The sequence below is a fragment of the Nocardia sp. CA-135398 genome, from assembly GCF_050955845.1.
Lineage (GTDB): Bacteria > Actinomycetota > Actinomycetes > Mycobacteriales > Mycobacteriaceae > Nocardia.
Genome location: NZ_CP192084.1, coordinates 2,782,160 through 2,806,087 on the forward strand (window position 1 = coordinate 2,782,160; position 23,928 = coordinate 2,806,087).

18 protein-coding genes are annotated in these 23,928 nt (G+C 64.7%); 12 read left to right on the plus strand and 6 right to left on the minus strand.

Annotated features, from left to right (window positions below; translation table 11 throughout):
- Positions 1-3: 3 nt before the first annotated feature.
- Together ACQP1T_RS12355 and ACQP1T_RS12360 are read left to right on the plus strand one after the other, a co-directional pair.
- Entirely contained in the window at positions 4-933 is a 930-nt protein-coding gene (locus tag ACQP1T_RS12355; RefSeq protein ID WP_433760078.1) for an aldo/keto reductase, read from the plus strand.
- A gap of 258 nt (positions 934-1,191) precedes the next feature.
- Positions 1,192-2,550 carry a wax ester/triacylglycerol synthase domain-containing protein gene (locus ACQP1T_RS12360; protein ID WP_433760080.1) on the plus strand — a complete coding sequence of 453 codons (1,359 nt, stop codon included), beginning with the start codon at positions 1,192-1,194 and terminating at the stop codon, positions 2,548-2,550.
- Positions 2,551-2,698: 148 nt separating this feature from the next.
- Here ACQP1T_RS12360 and ACQP1T_RS12365 read toward each other — a convergent pair whose 3' ends face one another.
- From ACQP1T_RS12365 to ACQP1T_RS12380, 4 genes are all read right to left on the minus strand, one after another.
- Positions 2,699-3,955, minus strand: coding sequence for a cytochrome P450 (locus ACQP1T_RS12365; RefSeq protein ID WP_433760081.1), 1,257 nt, complete (start codon positions 3,953-3,955; stop codon positions 2,699-2,701).
- 106 nt (positions 3,956-4,061) lie between these two features.
- The gene (locus ACQP1T_RS12370) at positions 4,062-4,658 is read right to left on the minus strand and encodes a TetR family transcriptional regulator (protein ID WP_433760082.1); all 597 of its coding nucleotides are present in this window, start codon (positions 4,656-4,658) and stop codon (positions 4,062-4,064) included.
- A gap of 727 nt (positions 4,659-5,385) precedes the next feature.
- Positions 5,386-7,623, minus strand: a complete 2,238-nt coding sequence (locus tag ACQP1T_RS12375; RefSeq protein ID WP_433760083.1) for a hypothetical protein — start codon at positions 7,621-7,623, stop codon at positions 5,386-5,388.
- Between the two features lie 246 nt (positions 7,624-7,869).
- Positions 7,870-8,571 carry a MerR family transcriptional regulator gene (locus ACQP1T_RS12380; protein ID WP_433760085.1) on the minus strand — a complete coding sequence of 234 codons (702 nt, stop codon included), beginning with the start codon at positions 8,569-8,571 and terminating at the stop codon, positions 7,870-7,872.
- A 263-nt stretch (positions 8,572-8,834) separates the two neighbouring features.
- On the opposite strand from ACQP1T_RS12380, the gene ACQP1T_RS12385 reads away from it, so the two are divergent.
- The 10 genes from ACQP1T_RS12385 to ACQP1T_RS12430 all read left to right on the plus strand — a co-directional run bounded on the left by ACQP1T_RS12385 (position 8,835) and on the right by ACQP1T_RS12430 (position 21,079).
- Positions 8,835-9,284 carry a hypothetical protein gene (locus ACQP1T_RS12385; RefSeq protein ID WP_433760086.1) on the plus strand — a complete coding sequence of 150 codons (450 nt, stop codon included), beginning with the start codon at positions 8,835-8,837 and terminating at the stop codon, positions 9,282-9,284.
- A gap of 53 nt (positions 9,285-9,337) precedes the next feature.
- Complete coding sequence (locus tag ACQP1T_RS12390) at positions 9,338-10,231, plus strand: ROK family protein (RefSeq protein ID WP_433760088.1); 894 nt, start codon at positions 9,338-9,340, stop codon at positions 10,229-10,231.
- A gap of 310 nt (positions 10,232-10,541) precedes the next feature.
- A complete protein-coding gene (locus ACQP1T_RS12395; protein ID WP_433760090.1) occupies positions 10,542-11,693 on the plus strand; it encodes a GAF domain-containing protein in 1,152 nt (383 codons plus the stop codon).
- A gap of 77 nt (positions 11,694-11,770) precedes the next feature.
- Positions 11,771-12,820 carry a conjugal transfer protein gene (locus ACQP1T_RS12400; protein WP_433762174.1) on the plus strand — a complete coding sequence of 350 codons (1,050 nt, stop codon included), beginning with the start codon at positions 11,771-11,773 and terminating at the stop codon, positions 12,818-12,820.
- Positions 12,821-12,838: 18 nt separating this feature from the next.
- Entirely contained in the window at positions 12,839-13,099 is a 261-nt protein-coding gene (locus tag ACQP1T_RS12405) for a hypothetical protein (RefSeq protein WP_062991015.1), read from the plus strand.
- A complete protein-coding gene (locus ACQP1T_RS12410) occupies positions 13,096-13,626 on the plus strand; it encodes a hypothetical protein (protein WP_433760091.1) in 531 nt (176 codons plus the stop codon). The genes ACQP1T_RS12405 and ACQP1T_RS12410 overlap by 4 nt, the downstream gene beginning before the upstream one ends.
- Complete coding sequence (locus tag ACQP1T_RS12415; RefSeq protein WP_433760092.1) at positions 13,626-16,154, plus strand: ATP-binding protein; 2,529 nt, start codon at positions 13,626-13,628, stop codon at positions 16,152-16,154. The genes ACQP1T_RS12410 and ACQP1T_RS12415 overlap by 1 nt, the downstream gene beginning before the upstream one ends.
- Positions 16,155-16,309: 155 nt before the next feature.
- Complete coding sequence (locus tag ACQP1T_RS12420) at positions 16,310-18,679, plus strand: hypothetical protein (protein WP_433760094.1); 2,370 nt, start codon at positions 16,310-16,312, stop codon at positions 18,677-18,679.
- A gap of 52 nt (positions 18,680-18,731) precedes the next feature.
- Entirely contained in the window at positions 18,732-19,637 is a 906-nt protein-coding gene (locus ACQP1T_RS12425; protein ID WP_433760097.1) for an NlpC/P60 family protein, read from the plus strand.
- Positions 19,634-21,079, plus strand: a complete 1,446-nt coding sequence (locus ACQP1T_RS12430; RefSeq protein WP_433760098.1) for a DUF4226 domain-containing protein — start codon at positions 19,634-19,636, stop codon at positions 21,077-21,079. Before ACQP1T_RS12425 ends, ACQP1T_RS12430 begins: the two co-directional genes overlap by 4 nt.
- Before the next feature lie 29 nt (positions 21,080-21,108).
- Here the strand turns inward: ACQP1T_RS12430 and ACQP1T_RS12435 are convergent, their stop codons facing one another.
- Both ACQP1T_RS12435 and ACQP1T_RS12440 read right to left on the minus strand, forming a co-directional pair.
- Entirely contained in the window at positions 21,109-22,293 is a 1,185-nt protein-coding gene (locus ACQP1T_RS12435; protein ID WP_433760100.1) for a transglycosylase SLT domain-containing protein, read from the minus strand.
- Complete coding sequence (locus ACQP1T_RS12440) at positions 22,293-23,738, minus strand: DUF4226 domain-containing protein (protein WP_433760102.1); 1,446 nt, start codon at positions 23,736-23,738, stop codon at positions 22,293-22,295. Before ACQP1T_RS12440 ends, ACQP1T_RS12435 begins: the two co-directional genes overlap by 1 nt.
- Between the last annotated feature and the right edge of the window lie 190 nt (positions 23,739-23,928).

Genomic DNA, 23,928 nt, shown 5'->3' on the forward strand with positions numbered 1-23,928 from the left:
AGCATGACCGACGAAGCCCAGTCCCGTCCCGCCGCCGCCTCGGGTACCTTCGCCCTCGGTGGTGACCTGCCGGTTCACCGCCTGGGCTATGGCGCAATGCAGCTGGCCGGTGACGGTGTATGGGGCGACCCGAAGGACCCGGACGAGGCCGTGCGCGTCCTGCGTCGCGCCGTCGAGCTGGGTATCACGCTCATCGATACCGCGGATTCCTACGGGCCGTTCGTCAGCGAGTCGCTCATCCGCCGGGCGCTGCACCCCTATCCGGACGACCTGGTCATCGCGACCAAAGCCGGGCTGGCCCGGCCCCGTCCCGGTGAGTGGGTGCCGATCGGGCGCCCCGAATATCTGCGCCAACAGCTGGAATTGAGCCTGCGCCACCTCGGCGTCGACCGCATCGATCTGTTTCAGCTGCACCGGATCGACCCGCAGGTGCCGCTCGCCGACCAGCTCGGTGAGCTGGCGTCGCTGCAGCAAGAGGGCAAGATCCGGCATATCGGCCTGTCCGAGGTGAGTGTCGCTCAGCTGGAGAAGGCCCGCAAGATCGCCGATATCGTCTCGGTGCAGAACCAGTACAACCTCGCCAACCGCAGTGCGGAGGACGTACTCGACTACGCCGAGGCGAACAACATCGCCTTCATCCCGTGGTTCCCCATGGCCACCGGCGATCTCGCGCGACCGGGCGGTCCGCTGGATTCGCTCACGCGCGACGATGCCAGCCCGTCCCAGCTCGCGCTCGCCTGGCTACTGCGCCGCTCGCCGGTCATCCTGCCCATTCCGGGTACCTCCAGCGTGGCGCATCTCGAGGAGAACACCGCAGCCGCCAGCATCACACTCACCGACGACGAATTCGCCGCCCTGTCCGCCGTGAGCACCCCCGCATCGGGTGGTACTCGTGGATGGCGTTCACTGCTGCCGAAAGTGTCGCGCGGCTAGTGCCGCCTCCGCGAGCTCGCCGAGCGTAGTGATATGGCGGTCGAATTCGGCGTGGGCGACCACCATTCGACTACGTTCGACGCAACCCCGGGCCCGGCAGCGATACGGCAGAAGCTATCTGGGCACGGCACCAGAGAAAGCGCTGGGCGCCGGGGGTGCGGCTGGGTGGATCGGTCGCCCGCACCCGATGTGGATTCCGGCAGACGTGCTGGCCCATGACGGATGGCATAGTGCAGCAATCGAACCGACGAGAGCAGCATGATGTACGAAGCACAGATGGTGGCCAATGACGCCGCCTATTACTACTTGGCCCGCTCGGGCCGGGTGACCGACTGGCCGATGTGGTGGGTATTCGACAACGGTGACGCGCCGCTGACCGCTGCCGATATCGCCGACCATTTCGGTGCGCGGGCCGAACTGCTCGAGCCGCTGCGCCGTCGGGTCCAGGAGGTGCCCGGCGGGCTCGGGCATCCGTTCTGGGTGGCCGACGACAGTCCGATCGACGCCCACATTGTCACCCATGCTGCGGCGCAACTGGATTGGGCACAGTGCCAGGACGAGATGGGACGCATTCTCGAGCAACCGCTGGATGCTCGGGTCAGTGCCTGGCAGCTCCATGTCTTTCCGAATGTCACCGGTATCGCGACGCTCAGCGGTGTGGGCACCGTTGTGCTGATCCACGTCAGTCATGCGCTGATCGCGGGTCCGGCGATGACGTCGCTGTCGGAGGCGTTGTTCGCCTCGGCGCCGTTGCGAATCGACGGGCAGGGTCCGGCAACGCGGCGTCCGCGCCCGGCGCTCGCCGCCGTGGTCGGTGCACTGCGCTGGCCGTTGCAGGCCTTGCGTTTCAATGTGCGGGTCCGGCGTGAGATGCGCCGGATCGCCCGCGAAAACGACGAGAGCGGGCCGAATACGCCACCGGTCACCGCCACCCGGCTCAATCGCCGGATCGGGCCGGGACGCGCCATGCGGACGATTCCGTTGGAACTGAGCGTCGTCCGTGCGCCCGGGATTACGGTGACGGCGGTCGGGCTGACGGCGATATCCCGCGCCATGCAGCGCTATCTCGAAAAGCGGGATGGATCGTGCCCTGACGATCTCGCGGTACTTGTGACCGTCGCGGTACCCGACGCGCCGGTAATGGGTGTCAATTACGTTGGCGCCGCCGCGGTCGAGCTGGCCGCTGCGGAACCCGACCTCGCCGCTCGTGCACGGGCGGTCGACGCCACACTGCGCGTGCGCCGCGATTCGCCATCGGGTCGCCGGGAAATCAATCGACTCGAACTCATCGATCTGTTGCCCAGCCGCACCTACCGGACGCGATTCGGTACATTCGGGCCCGCCGACCCGGACGCCCCGGCATACGCACACACCATCCTGACCAGCATCCGATGCGAGCCGACCACCGAATGGTCACTGTCGGGCAAGCCGTTTCGCTTCGCGGGCATGCTGCCGCCGGTGTATCCGGAAATCGGATTGGCGCATTCGTTCGTCGGCGCGGGCGACACCTTCACCGTATCCGTGGCATGCGATCCGGAGATAGTCCCCGACTTGGACGACTACTGCGAGATCCTGCGCGAATCGTGCCGAGAACTCGCTGCCGCCCTCACGGACTGACAACCAGCAGTCGCGCGGCCTGAGGCTGTTCCCGCGCACCGATTCGCCTGTCGCGCGTGTTCGCGCCCCGCGATTTCGTGCGCGCCTCGACGGCAGGTGCGCGGGGCTGCGGCGGTATCGCGGCGGTCTGTCGCATCGGGAGAGATGCTTACCAGGCCACCGGGAGTGCCTTCGGTCCGCGCACGAGCAGGCCGGTTTTCCACGGGACCTCGTCCACGGGCACGGCGAGGTGCAGGGTCGGGAAGCGTCGCAGCAGTGATCCGAGCGCGACTCGCAGCTCCACCCTGGCCAGCTGCGCGCCGAGGCAGTGGTGCGCGCCGTGCCCGAAGGCCATGTGCGGGTTGCGTTCTCGGGTCAGGTCCAGGTATTCGGGATCGTCGAAGACGGTTTCGTCCCGGTTCGCGGCCTGGGTATTGACGAATACGGACTCACCGGACCGGATTTCGACACCGCCCAGTTCGAGGTCCTCGGTGGCGATTCTGGGAAAGGAACCGCCCGATCCCAATTGGACGTAACGCAGCAGTTCCTCGACCGCGCTCGGGACGAGTTCAGGCCTGCCGCAAAGCAACTCCCAGCGGTCGGGTTCGGTCAGCAGCACATAGCAGAAGTTGGCGATCTGGTTGGCGGTGGTCTCGTGGCCCGCGATGAGCAGGCCGATGCCCAGGTTGACCAACTCCGCCTCGCTGAGCCGGTCCTCGTCATCGCGTGCGGCGACCAATGCGCCGAGCAGATCGTCGGTCGGTTCCTCGCGACGCTGCGCCACCAGTTCGGCGAGGTAGGCCTCCAGGCCCGCGCGGGCGGTGCTGATCTGTTCGCGAGTGTGCGCGGTAGTGGACAGCACCGTATCGGAGAACTCGCGGAATCGGTGCTGGTCCTGCGGTGGGACGCCGAGCATTTCGCAGATCACGGTGACCGGCAGCGGCAAGGCGAGCAGTTGCACCAGATCCGCTGGTGGGCCGCAGCGCTCGATTTCGTCGAGCCGCTCGTCCACGATCTGCTCGGCGCGTGGGCGCAATGCCTGCACCCGGCGGCCGGTAAACGCCTTGACCACCAGTTTGCGTAGCCGCGTGTGTTCCGGCGGATCCATACTCAGCAGCGAATTGCGGCGCGCGGGCTCCGGTGTGGTGCGCGGAATATCCTCGCGCTCGACCGCCACCGCACGGCTGAATCTCGGATCGGCGAGTACCTGTTTGACGTCCTGGTACCGAGTGACCAGCCAGCCCTCACCGCCATAGGGGAGTCGTACCCGGCTGATCGGCTCTTCGCGGCGCAGCCGGGCGTAGAGCGGATCGATATCCAAGCGGACCGGGGTGCTGAACGGGAAGCTGCGCACCTCGTGGTCGACAGGCCCACCCGTCGCCCGACCGCCGCCACCCATCGAATCGCTGTGCGATGCTGCCCTCATCAGATCTCCCTTCCGCGACGCGGACGGTAGGTGTCCAAGCGATGTAAGCGAGTGCTTACAACTGAGGGTAGGCAGGGCGCGTCGGCGCGTCAATGGATGAATCCCGTTATGACGGTGGAAAATTCACATCCACCCTTGCCAGCAGCACCCGCGCGGCGCGCAGCACATGCTCGGCAATCGCCGCCGGATCGGCGCTGGCCAGCGGATCTCGGCGATGTACCGAGCGGACCAAACCGATACCGAGCAACCAGGCCAGCAGCAGATCGGCACGCAACTCGGCGTCCGGACCGTCGGTGAGCGCGGAGAGCGCGCGCACATATTCGTCACCCAGTTCCCGCCGCACCGCGGCCGCGCCCTCGTCGTGTCCGCTCGAACGCAGCGCCGCCTGGAGCCAATGCCCCTGTGCCGCAGAGTCGGTCGGCTCCAGTGCGCGTGCCAACAGGCGGCCGAGCAGCGCCTCGACGGGGCCCTCCTCGAGCACGCGCCGCCCCCGATCCGCTATCGATGCGCGAAACAGTTCGTCCTTATTGCCGAAGTACCGGAACAACAGCGCCTGATTCACCCCGGCGCGTGCCGCGATCTCGCGCACCGTGGCACGTTCGTAGCCGCGTTCGGCGAACAGTTGTTGTGCGGCCGCCAATATGGCGAGTCGCGTTGCGGCCGCATCCCTTTTGCGGCCGACCGGCTCGTACTGATCAGACATGCGCCCTCCGGTTGATCCAGACAGTGCAGCGTAAGTCGAGTTCCCAAAAATGGGAACGGGGATTGTGCGAGCCGCCATCTCGTGGCGGTACTGTTGCGCACCTGGCACCGCTAAGAATTGGACCTCGATGTGGTGTTGGAGACGTCACGATGCGGAAAGGCGTTGGTCGCGCAGCCCTTCGGGTTCCATTGCTCACCTCTTGTTCCCCCCTTGCCGGGAGGTGCCGGGGATAACTGCCGCGACCTGCGATGGGTGCCGTTCGTGACCCCACTCCCGATTGCGGAATCTCGAATTCCGCAACGGGAGTGGGATACCACCCGCGCCATTCATTCGGTCACCTGGAATCGTGGGCCGCGACCGTCGCATGGTGTTTGCAGAAGAATGGCGTCGGCGCGGGTGCCGTGGTCGTCGGCCGAACTACCGAATTCGCCTGCCTTCGCAGCGGTAATGTCGGCCGTCCGGAATATAGGTGCGGTATTCGCGCAGGTGGATCCTCGGCTGAGTGCGCGGGAGAAACAACAGATTCTCACCTCGGCTCGGCCCGAGTAGCGGTCGCGCCGACTCTCACTTCGACCGAGTCACCGACGCTATTGTGGCGCAAACCCTTCGAGACCCGGGGCAGCTCGATTGGATCCCGACCCAACTGTCCCGTCTCGCGGCCGAAGCCGAGCCGTCGCATGGCGGGACAGTTGTTCGAAGTCGGCTGGAAGCAGCTTCCGGTCATCGGCTAGAACGTCGGTATCGCCTTCGACGGCGTCAACGTGCTACTGCCGGTCCAGTACTCGGGCAGAGCCATCTTCTGCAGGATTCCCGATGCCGCCGCGAAGTCTTCGGCCTCGGCGGCCGCCAGGTACTCCCGACTCAGGTGCACATTGATAAACCTGTTCATGAGCGCCGCCCGCTCCCGGGTCACGGTGCCGGTCATGTTGGGCAACGAATTTCCGGTACCCGACACGACATCCCGAATCGCATGGATAGCCCGTTCGGTGGGGTTGTTGAAGTAGTCGCGCAGGAACTGCTGCTCCGGCGCCGTGAAGCTGCTGAACTGCAGATCGGGATCGGCGAAGCGACGTTCCGCGAGCCGATGCGCGGTCCGCTTGAACAGCGCGACATTGGCCGGTGTTTCGCCCAACTTGAGCACACCGAGCGAGGCGATCGCCTGCCCGACATGCTTGTCCCCGTCCCACATATTCGGCCCCCAACTCGTGCGGTAGTTGTAGGCCTTGATCGCGTTGGTCCGCATTTCCTTGTCGGTGAATCCTGCACTGAACAAGGCCGCTTCGGCATCACCGAGGCCGCCGCCGCGGTCGATCACCCGGTCCACTGCAACGGCGGCGCCCATCGGAGTGTGGCCGTAGGTCGCCGCGGCGGATCGCGCGGAGTCGATGATCTGCTCGCGCGTTCGGTAGTAATTGCGGATCCAGCCGAAGCGCCCCGCCTCCGCAGCCTGCACCATATTGGCGAGCTCCGCTTCCTGGCGCAGCCTCGAGCGGGAACTCAACGGCGCGCGCCTGCGGCCCATCAGATACTCGGTCACCGGCGAGGCGTTCACAGTGTTGAGCGCCGCGAGTCCGGTTATGAGGCGCTGGGTTCCGGACATACTGCCGCCCGCTCCCATCATGGCGCCGCCTCCGCCACCGCCACCACTGGCTTGTGCCGCATGTCCGGTCGCGAGCACACCACTGATCCGGCCAGCTATCCGGGCGGGCGCGGCGGCAAGGCCGCGGCTCATCCGACGTAGCAAGACGATTCCGATGATCATGAACGATCCACCGATGAAGATCACCGCGATGCCGTGGCCCTGCGCCTGTTTGAAGACATCGCCGAGGACCAGGGCGTAGATGCCGAGATACACGGTGAACGCGATCATCTTCCCCGCCGATACGAAAGCATCCACCAGATTGCGCAGCAGGAAGGTCTGACTCGGTCCATAGACGTATCCGCCCGCGGCGAAGCCGAAGATGGCCATGAACGCGTGATAGATCGCCTCCGCCGCGGCCACCACGATCTTTCCGGACAGATAAACGCCGAACATCAGCAAAACGGCGGCGAAAACCAGCAACAGCAGTCCGGTGCAGATCTGGCCCGCATTGGGATTCTGACTCTTGGTGTACGCCGCGACGTCGCCGCAGCGTTTCATACCGCTGGTGACCTTGTCATCGCTACCGGCCAATACCCCGTCCGACCACGCCGCTCGGCACGCCGGTGAGTCGTCCACGACATGGCCGAAGTTCCACACCTGCAATGGATAACGCACGAAGTTGTCGGCGAGCGTGCCCTCTATCGAATCAACGACCACATTCGGGCTCGGGTTCGATTGGCCGTTGAGGCCCGCGGCTACCGCCACCCCGACGTCACGTCCCTGTGCGAGCAATCCGTCCGAAGAAAGCACATCGGCCATCGGGTGTGCCAGGTAGGGAACGCTGAACAAGGCGACACCGATCATCGTCACGACCTGAAGTGTGGCCTTGGAGAAGTATCCGCGAACGATGAACCAGCCCACGGGTACTCCGCCGATGGTCACCGCGAGCACAAGGATGAGGGGGGTGCCGAGTTGTCCGGCGAGTGTGTCGGCGACCCGGGTCAACGGCTCCGCGATCAGGTCGAGCCAGCGAAAGCTCACCACGTAGTCGATCACCCAGATGCCGGTGACCTCGGTGGCCATGAACCCCGCGAATTCCAGATCGAGTGCGGAGGACACCGCGGCATCTCCGGGATGCAGAATGCTGCCGTGATTCGTGGCGAAGACATAATTGGCCAGCGGAACTCCGTGCGAATCCCGGACATTCATCCAGCCGACGCCATCGATCGTCGATGATCCGGCGGTCGCGGTTCCCGTCTGTGCCGTCGCCGCCGCGCCGATCGTCACCGGAACGACGAATAGCGCGAATACGCCGAGCAGCAGCCGGGCCGTTATTCTGCGCAGCCGAGTCGCGCCGATCCAATAACCGTATCGACGGATCACAGCACGCGGCTGCCACCGCGCTGTATCCCAGAATTCCCAGTCCGACAACGTATTCGGGCGATCTGACCTGCCCGATCCGAGTCGCGTACCAACGATATTATCCGATCGCCCGACCACGCTGACAAATGTAATGGTTGGTCGAACACCGAAAACCCATTGGGCTCAGGATGATTCGTAATCGAATTCGTAGCGGAGCCCGGCGACTGTTACCGACAGCACATCGAATTGTTGTGGCGTAATTCGATATCAGGTGGGCGGCAGTTCGGAATGTCTGGCGAAGGCCTGATCGATCAACTCCGTTGTGGCGCGCGTGGCGATCAGCCGCGCGATGGCCAACTCCGATTCGAGTTTCGCGCGGTCCTTCGGTGTGCGCCCGGACTGTTCATAGGCTTGGCCCGCCAGGAAGTAGAACAGTTGGGTCGCATACTGATCGGCGATCTGATTGCAGTCGGCTCTGAGCCGCTCGACCACCTGGAAGGCGTCGCGCGCGGGGATGCCCGCATCGACGAGTCGGGTGGTCAGGTCGGCGCAGCGCGGATTTGTCACCCGGTAGGCCTCGTGCGGATCGCCGCTCGCGGCGAGCGCCTGCTGCACATACTCCGGAAGCTCCGGGGGCGCATGCTTGCGCTGTGCCCGGGGAGTGCCCGGCGCGGCGACCGTCGTCGGTTCGGAGACGGGCTGGTCGTTGACACCGAGCACCTCCGCCAATCCGTCACCACGATCCCAGGCCTCGAGCAGTTCCCGAATCCCGTTCAACTTCATGCCCCGACTCAGCAGACGACTGATCGTCTGCAGTCTGTTGAGGTGATCCGACCCGTAATAGCCGATGCGCCCCCGGACATCGGGGGAGGGAAGGAGTCCTCGTTCGTGGTACACGCGGACGCTGCGCACGGTGGTATCGGCCGCCCGCGCCAGTTCGTCGATCGTGTACTCGGACTCAACAGCCATATCCATAGGAAACCACAATTCGCCCCAAGCGGATGGCCCGCGAACAAATGTACCGTTAACTAACGATACGCCAGGATCACATGTTGGTCAACGTGCCGTTAAGTAGCGGCAGAAACGATTGCCGAGTTGGCCAATCGTGCGTTAACGTGCGTAGACCAGCACATGCTGGCCCTTCCGGGGACTGTTGAGCAGCCCTGATGACCGCCCGACCAATGGGCCCGCACAACGGAGTTGGCGCGCCCTCGGCATCCCCGGAGACGGCTATGAGCATCACGCAATCTTCCCTCGTCGTGGAAACCGTTGTGACAGCAAAGGTTTCCACGCTTCCCAGCGGGACATCCCATCGGCCGCCCTGCGCGGACGGGCCCGACGACTGGGACCTGGACGTCGGCACTCCGGACTCTTGGCGTGCGGCGATGCGAATCTGCGAGAGCTGCCCGGTCTTCGCGAAATGTGAACAACTGGCGCAGACGCTCATCGAGCGCGGCACCGGCCCGCGCGCGATGATCTGGGCAGGAGTGCCCTATGACAGCGCGGGGAAGGTTGTTTCGGACCTGGACCGTCATCGCATCACCCCCATCGACCACAAGCGGCCGCTGCGGATCATTCGAACCGGCTCGCGCCCGGCCCCCGCCGAACCCGCTCCCGCGACCCCGCGCCGTCACATTGTGCTCGGTCGGAGGCTGGAACCGACCGGTACCGGCGCGCACTGACCTATGATTCGTCCACTGTTCACGACGGACTTCATTCTGGCGGTGTGTAACTCATGACGATGTTGGCTCTGGAGATCGGTCCGGACGGTTTCGCGGCGAGTCGGGTGGCCGACAATGTCGGCGAGGACGAGATCCGGCGGGTCCCGATCCCGGCCCGCGCGGCCTGGGATACCTGCCGTGACCTGCTACTCGAGGCGGCTGGCGGTAACGATGTGACCCGAGTCGGAATCGGTTCGATCGGGCCGCTCGATATGGCCGCCGGTGTAGTGGCGCCGCCCGGAATCGCAGAGTGGGCGACTGGTTTCGCGATCGTATCGGCGGTGGAGAAGCTGTTTCCGGGTGCCCTCGTTCTGTTGGCGCTCGACGGCGTGTGCGTCGGCCTGGCCGAGCGTAACTTCGGTGCGACGAACGACGTACTCGACGCGCTTGCGGTTACGGTCTCGGACCGGATCAGTGCCGCGGTCATGGTCGGTGGTTTCGTGGTGGTCGGTCGGACCGGAAACGCGGGAAACCTCGGCCATGTGCTGGTGCCAGGCTTCGATGAGCGCTGCGAATGCGGGGGACGTGGCTGTCTGGAGGCAGTGGCGGGCGGAATCTCGGCAGTGAAATGGGCCCGCGCACAAGGCTGGCAGGGCACATCGGTCGACGACCTGGTCGGTCAGGCGCGTGCAGGCGACGAACTCGCCGATGCCGCGCTGACCCGGGCCGGAACGGCGCTCGGCAGCGCGGTCGCTTCGGTGGCCGCGCTGCTCGACTTGGACTTGGTCGTCCTCGGTGGCAGCTTGGCGGTGCCGGGCACTTCGCTGTGGAAGGCCCTCGGTGCTGCGGTAGCGACGCATGCACGGCTCGGCAATCTGACCGGATTGCGGGTGGTGCCATCGGAACTCGGCGCGGTGGGTGTGCTGGCCGGTGCCGGTGTGCTGGCCCTGACGGCGGGGGAAGGCTAGCTCGTCGCGATCGCGGGCGTGCAATCACGGCCTGAGACCAGTGTGTTCGTCGCTGGTCTCAGGCCGTGTGCCGCGATTCTGCCGTACCGGCGCGAACTGCGCTGAGCTGCGGGAATTCTCACGTGTCCGCATGCGTTCTTAAGCGGACGTTAAGAAACAACCGCTCACTGAACGCTGGATGGTCAGGTGATGCAGACTGCAACTGATGTCGACATCCGCAAACCTGTTGAACGAGCCGTTATATAGCGGTACATTATCCGTGTCACACACAGGTGGCGGCTTCCGACGAACGGTTGGTACGGGCAGTGCGATGACAAGTGGTGCAGTAAATCCTTGGATAACGATCGAGACTTTGTCGCCCGAGGCGATGTCGGTGGCATCTGTCGGAGACGCACCGCGTGGATTCGCCGACTGGCAGCGAGTGCTCCAGCGGCTGATGGCGCGGACTCCGGCGCTCTACGACAGCCTCAAGACCCGGAGCCTGATCGATGCGATCCGGGCGGCGCGCGACGAAGCCGAGGACGTGGATCTGACGCTCGCAACCGGTGCGGGTCCGCACGCGCTGCGGATACGACCGGTGTTCGGGCCGGGTGGCGATGTGCACGCGGTCCGTTTGTGGATGGGCTCCGCGGCGACGACGTGTCCGGAACTACCGCCCGCTGTCGGTGCGATCTGGGATCTCGATACGCAGACCATTCAGCAGCCGATCGGTGCGACCAGGCTGACAGGAAACTCCGCCGAGCAACACGTGCCGGTGATGTCGATCGCGGAATTGTTCCATCGGATCTCGGCCTTCAATCGACATGCCGAGGTCCTGGATCTGCTCTACAGTCCGAAGGCTGGTGACAAGCTTCAGTTCGAGGTCACGGTGACCGATGGTCCCGAGCGGCCGGGGCGGTGGCGGATCAGTATCCGGGCGCGTGACGACGCTCGCACACAGGGCGCGTGGTTGTTGATCGAGGATGTCACCTCGGACAATGAGATGTCCGAGTGGCCGACGCTGGAGCGGGTCGGATTGCGCGAAGCGCACCGTCGGGCCGGAACTCATCTTGCGATCATCCAGACCGAGCGCGCCAGCATCTCGCATTGGCTGACCGATCCTGCGCCCTGGATTCGATGGGACTATCTGTTCCGTCCGGTGGATGTCTTCCATCCGGATGACCGCGTTCGTTTGATGGCGCTGAGTGATCGGCTGCAATCCGGCGATACGGCGGGAGTCACGGTGCGGGCCCTCAACTACGGCGGTGGTTACACCCCGACGTCGCTGCTGCTGTACCCGTACCCGGGTTATCCGAGTCGGCAACTCGCGATCGCCCAGCTGGTGCGTGTCGCCGATGACATGCCGATGCTGGAATCCGGGCGCCATGCGCCGGAAACCTCGCAGGGGCACGCGCCGATCGGGTACGACGATCAGCTGCAGTATCGGCTCGAACATCGCTTGAAACGTAGTCCTGTGTACTGATCCGCTGTCCCCAACATTGGGAACGATGACGGGGGCTGGAAATGATGGTGCTCTCTACCATTTCGGGAGTGCGGACAATGGTTGGCAGATCGACGGATTCGGGCGATGAATTACTTCGCCGAATGGTCGCACGCCGCCGTCGCGACAATGTGATCGTCGCGGTGCTCGCGGTGTTGGCCGTACTCGGCGGCGGGCACGCGATCCTCGATTTCTTCGCCTCCGATCCGCCGCCGCCGTCCGACAGTGCGACACCGGCGACCATCGGGCGTGCGCAATTGGCCGGCTCGTTCGCCCAGCAGTTCATTGTGACCTACTTGAGTTCGGTTGCCGGACAACAGGATCGGCTCGGCGAATACGTCGGAGCCAGTGCGCAGCAGATCACGCTGCCCTCGACGGCCCGGCAGGTATCCGATCCCGCCGTTGTGTACGTATCGCGCGTCGGCAGCTTCGACACACTCGAGGTCTGGTCGGTGACCGTTTCGGTCAAGGTGGGTAAGTCCGCCCCGACTGCCAGCAGCAGCACTACCGGTACCTCCGCCACCAACAGCAGCAGCAGCGCCAACGCGGAGGTCCGCCAGTTCTATCGGGTCGGCGTGTCGGTGCTCAACGGTCGACTGCGGGCGCTCGCGCTGCCCGCCCTGGTCGAACCGCCCAGCCGGGGCGCCGATCTGGCGCAGGCGTACTCCTCGCCGTGTACCGCGGATACGCCGCTCGCGCAAGTGGCTTCGGGCTTTCTGACCACCTATCTGACGGGTAATGGCGATGTAGGCCGCTACATCACCCTGGATGCCGGTATCGCCGCGCTGAAACCGGCCCCGTTCAGCGCCGTGGAGACCGTAGCGGTCACCTCGGACGACAACAGTTGTGGCACAGCGCGTTCCAGCGCGCAGGTGCTCGTCACCGTCAATCCCAAGGCCGACGGCGGGGCGGCCGCGACGCTCGCCTATCCGCTGACCATGGTCCGCGATGGTGGCCAATGGCAGGTGCAGTCGGTCGATTCCGTACCCGCGATGACCAACCCGCCTGCCGTTATCGCCGACCAGCAGAACCCGCGGGCAGGTGCGCCGAGCTCGACGACGTCGGTGCCGTCGACCACGGTGCAGATTCCGCGGGCCACCCAGAACTGATACGAAAGAGGCACGGCCATGGGTAATTTGAGCGCGATCCTGTACAACATCCTGATCTTCGTCCGGTGGGCGGGCCTGATCCTGATCACCATCCTGAGCATGGGTGTGCTGATATCCGAGGCGGCCAAATCCAAGCTGTCGCCCGCGAAAATCCTCGCCGTCGCCGGATCGGCGCTGCTGGCCGCTGTCCTGTTCTGGATACTCCCGACACTGGTCAACTACGCGCGCACCGATTCCAACATCGTTGTCCCCGATCACCCCATCGGTGGCTATCGATGAGTCAGCAGGTGATCAAGGTCTTCACGCCGATCAAGCGGGTTCCCACCATGATCGGCAAGGCCCAGAACGGGCAGAAACTGCCCTTCGGGCCGTACACCCTGCCGCAGGTCGCGGGAGCGGTGGTGTTGATGGTGATCACCTCGGTATGCGCGATGACATTTCCGCTCAACCCGGCGGTGACCTTCGTGGTGGGGCTGGTCGTGACGATCGCGGTCGTGTTCGCGCTGGGGCTGGTGCCGTATACGGGGGTGCGTATGACCTCCCGGGCACTGTGGGTCGGTCGGATCATCGTGTACCGCAAGCCGGTGTCCGCCTCCGGTATGCCGGTCACCACGGAGTCGGCGCGTCAGACCATGTTCATCGAAGAGTCCGTCGTACTGCTTCTGCCGGATCGGCCGACCGCGGTGGCGACGACTTCGAAATCGGAGATCCGCCTGCTCGAGGTCATCGGCGCGGGTGGTAGCGGCGCCGACTTGCGCAATCGAATGAACGGCAACGGCGGCTCGACATCGGAAGGGAGCCGCTGATGGCGTTCGGACGAGATCTGCAGCCCACCGCCGCGATTCGCGGAAATCTGCAATTCACCCATTCGGGTCTGGTCACCGCGACCTACTTCATCAATCCGCTCGGCTACGGATTGCGTAAAGCGGGCGACAAGCACGACGTGAAGCTGGCCCACCATGCCCTGATCAACAGCCTGCCGAGCGGTTCGCTCCTACTCGGTATCCAGGCGCGGCTGAACACGATCGATGTATTGACCAAGATGGTGGAGGGCGTCGATCTCGACGAATGTGAAGACTACGCGGACGAGGTGGTCGCATCGTTCGAACGGGTCCGCGCGATCGCGCCGCAAACTCGGATCTTTCTGCTGACGATCCCGGTCGGCTCCGCGAACTCCGGTATGTCGACGATATCGCGGATGTGGCGGGGCAGTACCACCACGATCGATGCGACGGCCATCTCGCGGGCCGAGTTGGATGCCTACGACGAAAAGGCCAACGAAATCCTGTCCCGGATCGGCGGCGATTTCGATCCGATTCCGGTACCCGCCGCCTTATTCCAATGGCTCTGGGAACATTATCTGTCGCGCGGCGCGGCGGGCGATCCGGTGGCCCCGACCCGCGCCGGCGTACTGGACGATGCGACGGCGGCGGTATTCAGTTCGGCTGCGCTGGATGAAGGCGCGCAGGCCGACAGCAAACGGCGCCTACGACCGTCGTTCGTCCCGGTGATCAAGGTCGTACAGCCGGATTACGAATATCGCCCGTCCTATCAGGCGATGCTGACTCCACATTCTTTTCCGTACGCCGGTATGCGTTTTCCCGGTGGCAGCGAATTTCTGAATGTTCTGGAGGGCCTGGGCGATGTCACGGTCGACTGGGGCATGCGGGTTTCCACCAAACCGGCCGACCAGGTGCTCAAGAATAATGAGCTGAGCCTGCGTCGCCTGGGCGAACAGATGGATCAGCGCGACCAGGAGGTTTCGTTCGCGCAGAATACGCTGACCTCGAAGGCGCAGATGTTGGGCGAATACAACCAGCATTTCGAGGTCAACGGCGGTGAGTCGGAGGTGTCCTTCACTACCGTCATCGCAATCGGCGGACCCTCGCGCGAAGTGACGATGGACGCGGTCAATATGCTCAAGCGTCGCTATAAGCGGTTCCAGGTGGAGATGACCGCACCGCTGGGCACCCAGGTCGATCTGTGGTCGATGCTGGTCCCCGGGAGCCCGCCGCGCCGGGCGTTCGACGACTTCGCCCATATCGTGCCATCGGATATGTGGGCCGGATTCGTGCCGTTCATCACCAGCCAGATCGGCGACGACAGCGGCCCGGTGATCGGGATCAACCTGCTGTCCGGCCAATACGAGCCGATCCATTTCGGCATCATGGAGGCCGCGCTGCACGACTTGTCCGCATCATTCGCGGTGACCGGCGAACTCGGGTCGGGCAAATCGTATTTCCTGAAGCTGATGGCGGTGCTCGTCCACGATATGGGCGGGCAGTTCCTGGCCATCGACCGAAGCCAGGTCGGTGAATGGGAGCATTTCGCTGCCGCGATCGATAACGCGGTTGTCATCGATCTCGCGAATCCGACGGTGTCGCTGGACCCGCTGCGCATGTTCGAGCCGAGAATCGCCGGTGAGCGTGCGCTCGACTCCATCCTGCCGCTGTTGGATCTCTCGCCGACCTCCGGTGCTGGCGCGGCCGCCAGCAATCTATTGACCATCAGGGGGATGGCCGAACACGGTATCCGGAGTCTGCTCGATCTGTTCCATGTCGTGCGGCGGCTGCGTGACCAGCCCGGAAATTCCGAGGAATACGCCGATCTCGCGGCGCGCCTCGGCACTGTTGTCGAGCGGGTGCCGGTGCTGTTCGATCCGACACTGAAACCATTGCGGCTCAATGCCGCTGCGACGGTCGTGCGGAGTCACCAACTGGCGCTGCCGACGGCGGAGGAGCTCACCACACCACACCTGTACAACCGATTGCCGCTGACCAAACGGCTCGGGACCGCGCTGTACGAACTCGTCGGCGTGGCGGCCCGCGAGGCATTCCTCACCGATAACGGCAGGTTCGGACTCCTGGTCGGCGACGAGGCGCACCACTTCACCCAGACACAGGTCGGTTCGGCGGTCACCTCGGATTTCAGCCGCGACGGTCGTAAGCATCTGGCGGCCATCGGGTTGGCCTCGCATGATCCGGCGACCGACTTCCAGGGGGCCGCGCACAATCTCATCCCGAACCGGTTCGTCTTCCGGCAGCGCGATGAGACCCTGGCCCGCAACAGTCTGGAATGGCTCGGCGTGGATCTGGAGGAAGCGCCGTTTCTGCTGCAGATCCTGCGTGAGGAGACGTCCCCGCCGGTCGGCGCCGGTCGTCAGGTCCCGGAGGAACGCCGTGGCGAGATGTTCATGCGCGACGCGCTGAACCGGATCGGCCGTGGCAAGGTGCTCGGCCCGGCCCGGATCGATCGCGCCGCCGCGATCAACAGCACGCCGAGCGCTCCCGCGGGCAGCCGCACGGCTATTTCGGAAAGACAGGCAGTGCGTTGAGATTCGCTACTGGTCGCGGCATTCGATCGGGGGAGACCGACTTCGGGTTGGGCCAGGACGCGGAGCTGTTCGATCCAGTCCAGTGGCGGCCGTCGGCGGTCTTCCGTCGATGTCGCAAATGGATCGGTGCGACTCGCCGTCGACGCTGGATCACCTTGGCGACCATTGTTCTGCTCGTGCTGTTCATCTGTCCGGGCATCATGGCGGTGCTGGCCAGCGCGCAAACCAGCACGAGCACCGTGTCCGCACCCAACAGTGCGCTCAGCTGGATGCGGATCAAGGACTCGTCCGGGGTCGAGCTCTCTAGCTATCTGTTCGCCACCAATCGCGGCGGGGTCCTCAGCCCTGGCAACATTGTGATGTCGTTCGTCATCATCTTGCTGTTCGCGATCTGGCTGGTTTTGACGACAACCGGGATCTGGCTGCCCACCGATACCCTGGATTTCGGCTGGCTGACGGTTGTCAGCAAGCCGCTGGAGGGCGTGGCCCACGCTCTGTCGGGGCAGATCGCGACGCCGATCATGCTGATGACCGCGGTGGCGATCGGCGCGGTCCCCGTGGGTGTGTTCTACGTGCGCGGCTATTTCGCCAAGGGCTCGATGCAGGTCGTGACGATGGTGGCGGTGGCGATACTCGGGCCGCTGTTCCTGGCCGAGCCGCTGGCGGAAGTACTGGCACCGGACGGACTGCTCGCGCAGGGGCGGAATGTGGGCATTTCGGTGGCTGCCGGGTTGAACGGCAATAGCAATCCGAATCCGAACCAGTTGATCCGGACGATGCAAGCGGATATGGCAGACAATTTCGCGCGACGTCCGTTGCAGGTGTGGAACTTCGGGCATGTGGTGGATGACCGGGCATCCTGCAAGGCGGTGTGGTCGGCCGGGGTCATGGCCGGTGACGAGGACCGGGTCAAGAACGGGATGAAGTCGTGCGGGGACAGCGCCGCCTATGCGTCGGCCGATAACCCGAGCGTCGGTCAAATCGGCGCCGGGATCCTGCTGCTGTTGTCTGGTTTGGTGTTGTTGCTTTTCGGCGCATATTTGGCCATCAAGGTCATCTGGGCCGCGCTGGATTCGATCTACTACGGATTCATGACGATATTCGGATTCGCCGCGGGTGGATTCATATACGGACCGACACAGACGTTCACGGTTCGCTGTGTGGTCCACGGATTCGTCTCGGCCGGACGCATGGCCGCGTTCGTCATATTCCTCGGCGTCTATGAGCTGTTTATCGGCAATCTGTTCCGACAGGCGGGCGGGCAGGTCATGTCGGTGTTCGTCATCGGAGCCATCGTGGAAATCGTCGCCATCTTCCAGATCAAGCGCCTCAATGCGAGTCTGGAGAAAGGTAACGACTGGATTGCGAACCGGTTCGCGCTGGCCATTCAGAATGGCGGTGCCAGAGCCGGTACAGGCGCGGGTGGCAGCGGTGGTTATGCCCTCGGTATGGGGCAGTTCGGCGCGAGCCACAAGATGGGGGGCATGGGGTTGATGGCTTTGATGGGCGGCGCCAGCACGCTTGCCAACTCGCCATTGACCGAATGGATGATGATGGGGCTGCCCGGGTCGTTCCATCCGCAATCCAGGATGAAAAAGGCGATTACCGAAGCGCAGGGCGGCGTGTGGGCCAAGGACAAGCGGTTCGGCGGGCAGTACGGTTGGTATTCACAGTCTTATCAGAACCGCGAACTTTACGCGGCCAATGCCCGCGAGGAAGCTGCAGAATACGGCGGTTTGGACTCGTTCCTGGGCAACGCAGCAGCGGTGCAAGGCGTTATCGATGTGGGTGGCACTGCGGCCGATTCGTTCGGGGCCATGTTGTCTGCCGGTGCGCGGGACGAGAAACGAGCCCGACTTGCGGCGCGCTCGCGTGCGACTATCGGCCAGGCTGCTGCAAACGAGCCGCTCCAGGATCGCGACCTGGCGTTCCTGGCCGCTGCTTTGCGACATACCCAGAATTCAGGACGCATGCTGATCAATGGCACCGGCTCTGCCGAGGAGGTTGCCGCCAATATGGGGACGCTGCAGCAGGCGGCGCGGGAATTCCGCAGGGTCAGGGCGGGCGGTGTTACTTTGGCCGATAACAGCAATCCTTATTATTCGCATCTGAATTATGTCGAGACATATATGCGAGAGATCGCTGCGGACCCTCAATTTGCGCGAAGGAAGATGGAGGCGCTCAATGATGTGATAAACGGCAACACGTCCTCTACCAGCGCCGAATATCGCAGATTGCAGGCTTCAGGTGTCGACGAGATGACGGCAGATCGTATGAAGCAGTGGATTATGAACGAGCATGCCAAGAAATCGCAGGCTGCCACTAACGCGCTAATCCGTAACGCGGACGATCCAGAGGCAATCCGTAGGCTCCGCGACCAGGTCTACCAGGCCGTCCGCTCAGAACATTTCGGCTCGGGTCGGTCCGGAGATTTGTCGAATACGGTGACGCCACGCGGAACAAATGCAGCCGATCCCAGGTGGCAGCCAACAATGGCGGAGGTCCGCAGGCTGCTGGGGAATTAAGTCTGTATTCGTGGGAAGGTAAAGTCGCAGGTCCTGTGCGGAGAGGTATTCGATGATCGGTCGGCTCATGTTCCTGGCCATGATTCCCGCCTGGGCATGGTTATTGCTCGCGGCGGTGTCCGGACTCGGCTCGCTTCTCGTGATCATGGTTCTCGTCGTCGGCGGCACAACCTCGGCCATCTCGGCCGACTTGCACTACCAGTGCGACAGCGCGGTAGGTCCCGACCCGTCGCTGACCGAGACCGCCGCACCGCGCACGACCACCGCCACCGCCTCCGGCTCCGCCGCCGCGCCCTCCACTGCGCCCACCGCGAACCCGTACGCGGAATTGACTGTGGCACCGGATGATACGTCCGCGTCGGACTGGCAGCGCGCCTGCGCCAGCGCGATTCACACCGCGCCTTACCAACTGCCGCCGCTGCAGACGGCCATGAATGGATTGCTCGGTGACTGTGCTCGCGAATTGGCCATCAACCACGCGCTGACAGCATCGACCGGGAGCGCGGACGGTGCACCGAATGGACCCTCGAGTGCGGCGGGACTCACGCGCGACGTTATCTATCAGGCCTCGGCCGCCGCGGTGACCGGACGCTGTGACCCGACGGCAGTACCACCGGAGGGCACCGCGGTCGTGCCGCCAGCCGGTAATTCGACCCGACAGCCGAGTTCGGCTGGTACCGCCTGCGGGCAATCGTCGAGTGTAGGGAAGGCGGCAATCGTGCTTCCGAAGACGATTGCGGCGCAAGCGGCATGCGGGCAGCGAGTGGACCAGTCCGCGGTATCGGCGGGTGATCTGGTCTTCTGGGAGTACAAGAACAATGCGCCGACCCGGACCGGAATCGCCCTCGGCGCAACCCAAGTCATGACTTATGATCCCTATTCCGGACGGTTCGTCGAGCAGTCGATGCCGACCGGCCGTGATGTCCGGATCAAGCGAGTGCTCGGGGGTGATTCGTGACGAGCGCGGAGGTCTGGCCTGCCGATTACCAGGCGGAGGTGGTCGACGAGCCGACCGAAGACGCTGGGGGAGAGGGTGATTCACAGTCCGGTCCGGTGACGCCTTGGTCGGGTAAGCGAGGGCACAAGGCGGCACCGCGCACAGGCACCGGCCCGGTGAATCCGGGATCCGGTACGCCGCCGGGGCAGAACGGCTCATCACCAGCGCCGGGGCAGGGTGGGGCGCCTGCGGTGCCGCAGGGGCAGGCGGTGCCGGGTGGTTCGGCTCCGGGTTCGGCGGTGGTGCCGCAGGGCAATGTTGTCGCCCCGCCGGATGCGGGGGCTGGGCAGCCGGGGCAGGCGCCTGCTGTGCAGCCGCAGGCTCAGGCGCAGGCCGCGCCTGCTGAGCCTGAGCCGTTGGTGGATCCGGATACGGTGGCGGCGTTGGCGCCGGCGGCGCTCTCGGCGGGGGCGATGGCGTTGGGTGTGTTGCCGATGCTGGCTTCGGCGTTGGCCGGGCTCGGTAGCGGTGGCGGTAACGGCAGCGGTGCTGGTTCAGGGACGGGTACCGGTGCTGATGGTGGTGCCGACGGGTCCGAGGGTGGGTTGTCGCCGGAGGCGCAGAAGGCGTTGCAGGCGTTGAAGTTACTCGCCGCTGTCTATGGTGACGGTAAGACCGATGACCCGGAGGTCAAGCAGTTACGGCAGCAGTTGGGGATCAACGGGACCGGTTCGGGGGCGACCGCGATCAAAGCGCGGCAGTTGTTCCAGAAGAATGCCGCGACCGCGTTCAACAACCTCGACAACCAATTGGCTTCCTACATCACCGGTTTGGCCGGTAACCACAAGGTCGACAAGAAAGCGGTCACCGCGCTCATCCGTGAGGTCAACGTCGCGTTGGCCGAACTAGGCCCGCAGGCCTACACCAAGGCCGGACGCCAGAAGGTCCACCAAATCCTCACCAGCGCACTACAAAAAGCCAGCCAGATCGTCACCGGCAGCAACGCAAGCGCCACCGACACCGCGGCCGCCATCAATCGGCTGACGAACCAGTATCTCTACAACATCGCCGGAAAGAAATACGCCGGCTCGGCCGCCGGGGCGTCCACGGCCGGACAGAAGGCGGTCGAGGTCGCGATGGCCCAGCAGGGCGATCCGTATGTGTGGGGTGCCGAAGGTCCGGGTTCCTTCGACTGCTCCGGTCTGATGCAATATGCCGCTGCTCAGGCGGGTGTGAAGATCCCGCGTGTGGCCTCGGCCCAGTATCAACAGTTGCCGAAGGTCAATCCGGCTGACATCCGTCCCGGCGACTTGATCTTCCCCGACGCCCAATTCAACAACGGGAATCCTGGTCACGTCATGATGTACATCGGCAACGGTCAATGCGTCGAGGCCCCGCATACCGGTGATGTCGTCAAAGTGGTCAAGCTGCCGAGTGGTTATCACGCCACTCGCTGGTCTTGACCCATCCAACGCCGACCCGAGTGGCCTGCTCAATATCCGACGTAATGCCCGCCTTCGTGCATCGCCTGGATGCCCGGCACATTGCTGACCGAACCGTAGCGGTGGATGGCGTAGCGCACGCCCGCGATGATGTTGTCGACCGGATTCCAGATATCGCGGTGCCCCGGCAGCGCGTAGGCGTTGAATGTGGGATCGATGGTCTGCATCAGACCCTTGGACGGAGTTCCCTTGGCGGCGTTGCTGTCCCAGAGATTGATCGCATTCGGATCGCCCGCGGATTCGTGCTGGATGATCGCGGCGATATCGGCGGGGTTGATGTACCGGGTGTCGTATCCGTTGGCGGCCAGAATGCGCAGGGCGTCGTTGATCCACTGACCCTGGCGACCGGACGGGCGCGTGCGCGGCGGACGTGCACTTGCTGCGCTGGTGCTCGGCTGGGTTCGGCGCTGCGGCTGCCTGATCGGGCGTGCGTTCTGCAGAAACCGGTCGGCCAGCGCGGCAACCTTGTCCGCGGTGATCGCCGCTGCGGTCTGCCCCTGTCCGAGTACGGCGCCTGCGCGCTGTAAGGCATTGCTGAGAGTGGTGATCAGCATTTGCCGCCCGGCGGTGGTGTCCGCGACGCCACCGAGCGCGGTCATGGCGGTATTCACCTCGGCGACAATGCCATCGATGGCGGCCCGGCCCCGGATGGTGCTGTCTGCGGCGCCGCCGAGCAGGCGGCCGAGTTCGGCGTTCAACGATTGCGTCGACTGTCCGCGCCGCGCCGTGTCGAGATTGTTCGCCGCGTACTGTGTGCCCGATTCGCCGGGCCATGAGGTCGGTTGTCCGGAGCCGAGCGCGGGTGGTGCGTACGGCTGACCGGTATCCGCGGTGGGGTTGGCGTTGCCGTACTGGGCGGCCATGGATGCCAGCGCACCGAGCGCCGCCGCCGCGAACGGTGCGCTCGCACCGAATCCGGCGAGTGCGTCGGGGCGGGCGCCGACAGGCGATCCGGTTGCGGCGGTGGCTGATTCGGCGATCGGCGTCCCGGCTGGACTGCGCGTCGCCGCGGTCGCGGCAGGCTGCTGTGCGAGAGCGGCCGGTGTTCCGGTCGGTGCCCGCGCCGGCCTGCCTCGCGTCGCGTTCCGGCGTGGCGCGGATGTCGTTGTGCCGGGCCGGGCCTCGTGGGTGTTGTCGAGGCTCGGATCCGGTGCGTTTCGCTGTGGGGGCGCCATCAGTACGGCTCATATGGTCGGCCGGCGCGTACTGCCTTGACACCCGGCACATTACTGACCGAACCGTATCGGCTGATCGAGTAGCGGACCCCGGCGACGATATTGTCGACCGGGTTGTAGATGTTCGTGTGCCCGGGTGCAGCGTAAGAATTGAACGTCGGGCCGATGGTCTGCATGAGGCCGATCGATGGTGTGCCCTTGGCGGCATTGCTGTCCCAGTTATTGGTGGCATTGGGATTGCCGCCCGATTCGTGCTGGATGATGATCGCGATGGCCTGCGGATCGATCTTGCTGATGTCGTAGCCCATCTGCTGCAGCACCTGCAGCGCCTGCTGGATCCAGTCACCGACTGTTCCGCCGGGCATCTGGCCACTGGTACCGGCGGTACTGGCGGCCGCATACTTTTTCCCGGCGATGTTGTACAGATATTGATTGGTGAGCCGGTTGATCGCATTGGCCGTAGCGCTGGCGCTTGCGTTGCTGCCGGTGACGATCTGGCTGGCTTTTTGTAGTGCGCTGGTGAGGATTTGGTGGACCTTCTGGCGTCCGGCCTTGGTGTAGGCCTGCGGGCCTAGTTCGGCCAACGCGACGTTGACCTCACGGATGAGCGCGGTGACCGCTTTCTTGTCGACCTTGTGGTTACCGGCCAAACCGGTGATGTAGGAAGCCAATTGGTTGTCGAGGTTGTTGAACGCGGTCGCGGCATTCTTCTGGAACAACTGCCGCGCTTTGATCGCGGTCGCCCCCGAACCGGTCCCGTTGATCCCCAACTGCTGCCGTAACTGCTTGACCTCCGGGTCATCGGTCTTACCGTCACCATAGACAGCGGCGAGTAACTTCAACGCCTGCAACGCCTTCTGCGCCTCCGGCGACAACCCACCCTCGGACCCGTCGGCACCACCATCAGCACCGGTACCCGTCCCTGAACCAGCACCGCTGCCGTTACCGCCACCGCTACCGAGCCCGGCCAACGCCGAAGCCAGCATCGGCAACACACCCAACGCCATCGCCCCCGCCGAGAGCGCCGCCGGCGCCAACGCCGCCACCGTATCCGGATCCACCAACGGGTCAGGCTCAGCAGGCGCGGCCTGCGCCTGCGGCTGCACAGCAGGCGCCTGCCCCGGCTGCCCAGCCCCCGCATCCGGCGGGGCGACAACATTGCCCTGCGGCACCACCGCCGAACCCGGACCCGAACCACCCGGCACCACCTGCCCCTGCGGCGCCGCCGACACACCACTCTGACCCGGGACGGGATTGGTGTTGGTCGTTCCCTGATTCGCTGGTGACGAACTATTCGGTCCCGGTGCCCCCGGTTGGCCCGGCACGGACGGATTCGTGCGCCGCTGCCTGTTCGTCCACGGGGTTACCGGGGCGGATTGCCCCTGTTCGGCATTGCCTTCATCCTCCGGATGCTCGACGGCGATCTCCGCCTCGGCGCTGGTCACCGCACACCGCCGAACAGCCACCGCACGTCGGCGTGGGCGACCGGCGATATCGGGTACCCGTGCAGCGAGCGGCGGAGGTACATCCGAGCTCCTCCTACATCCATCGCCCCGATGGACCGGAACAAACTGGGGGCCACGGCAATCCGGGCAGGCCGGGGCACGTCCTGTCCGCAACCATCCTGACTCGTTC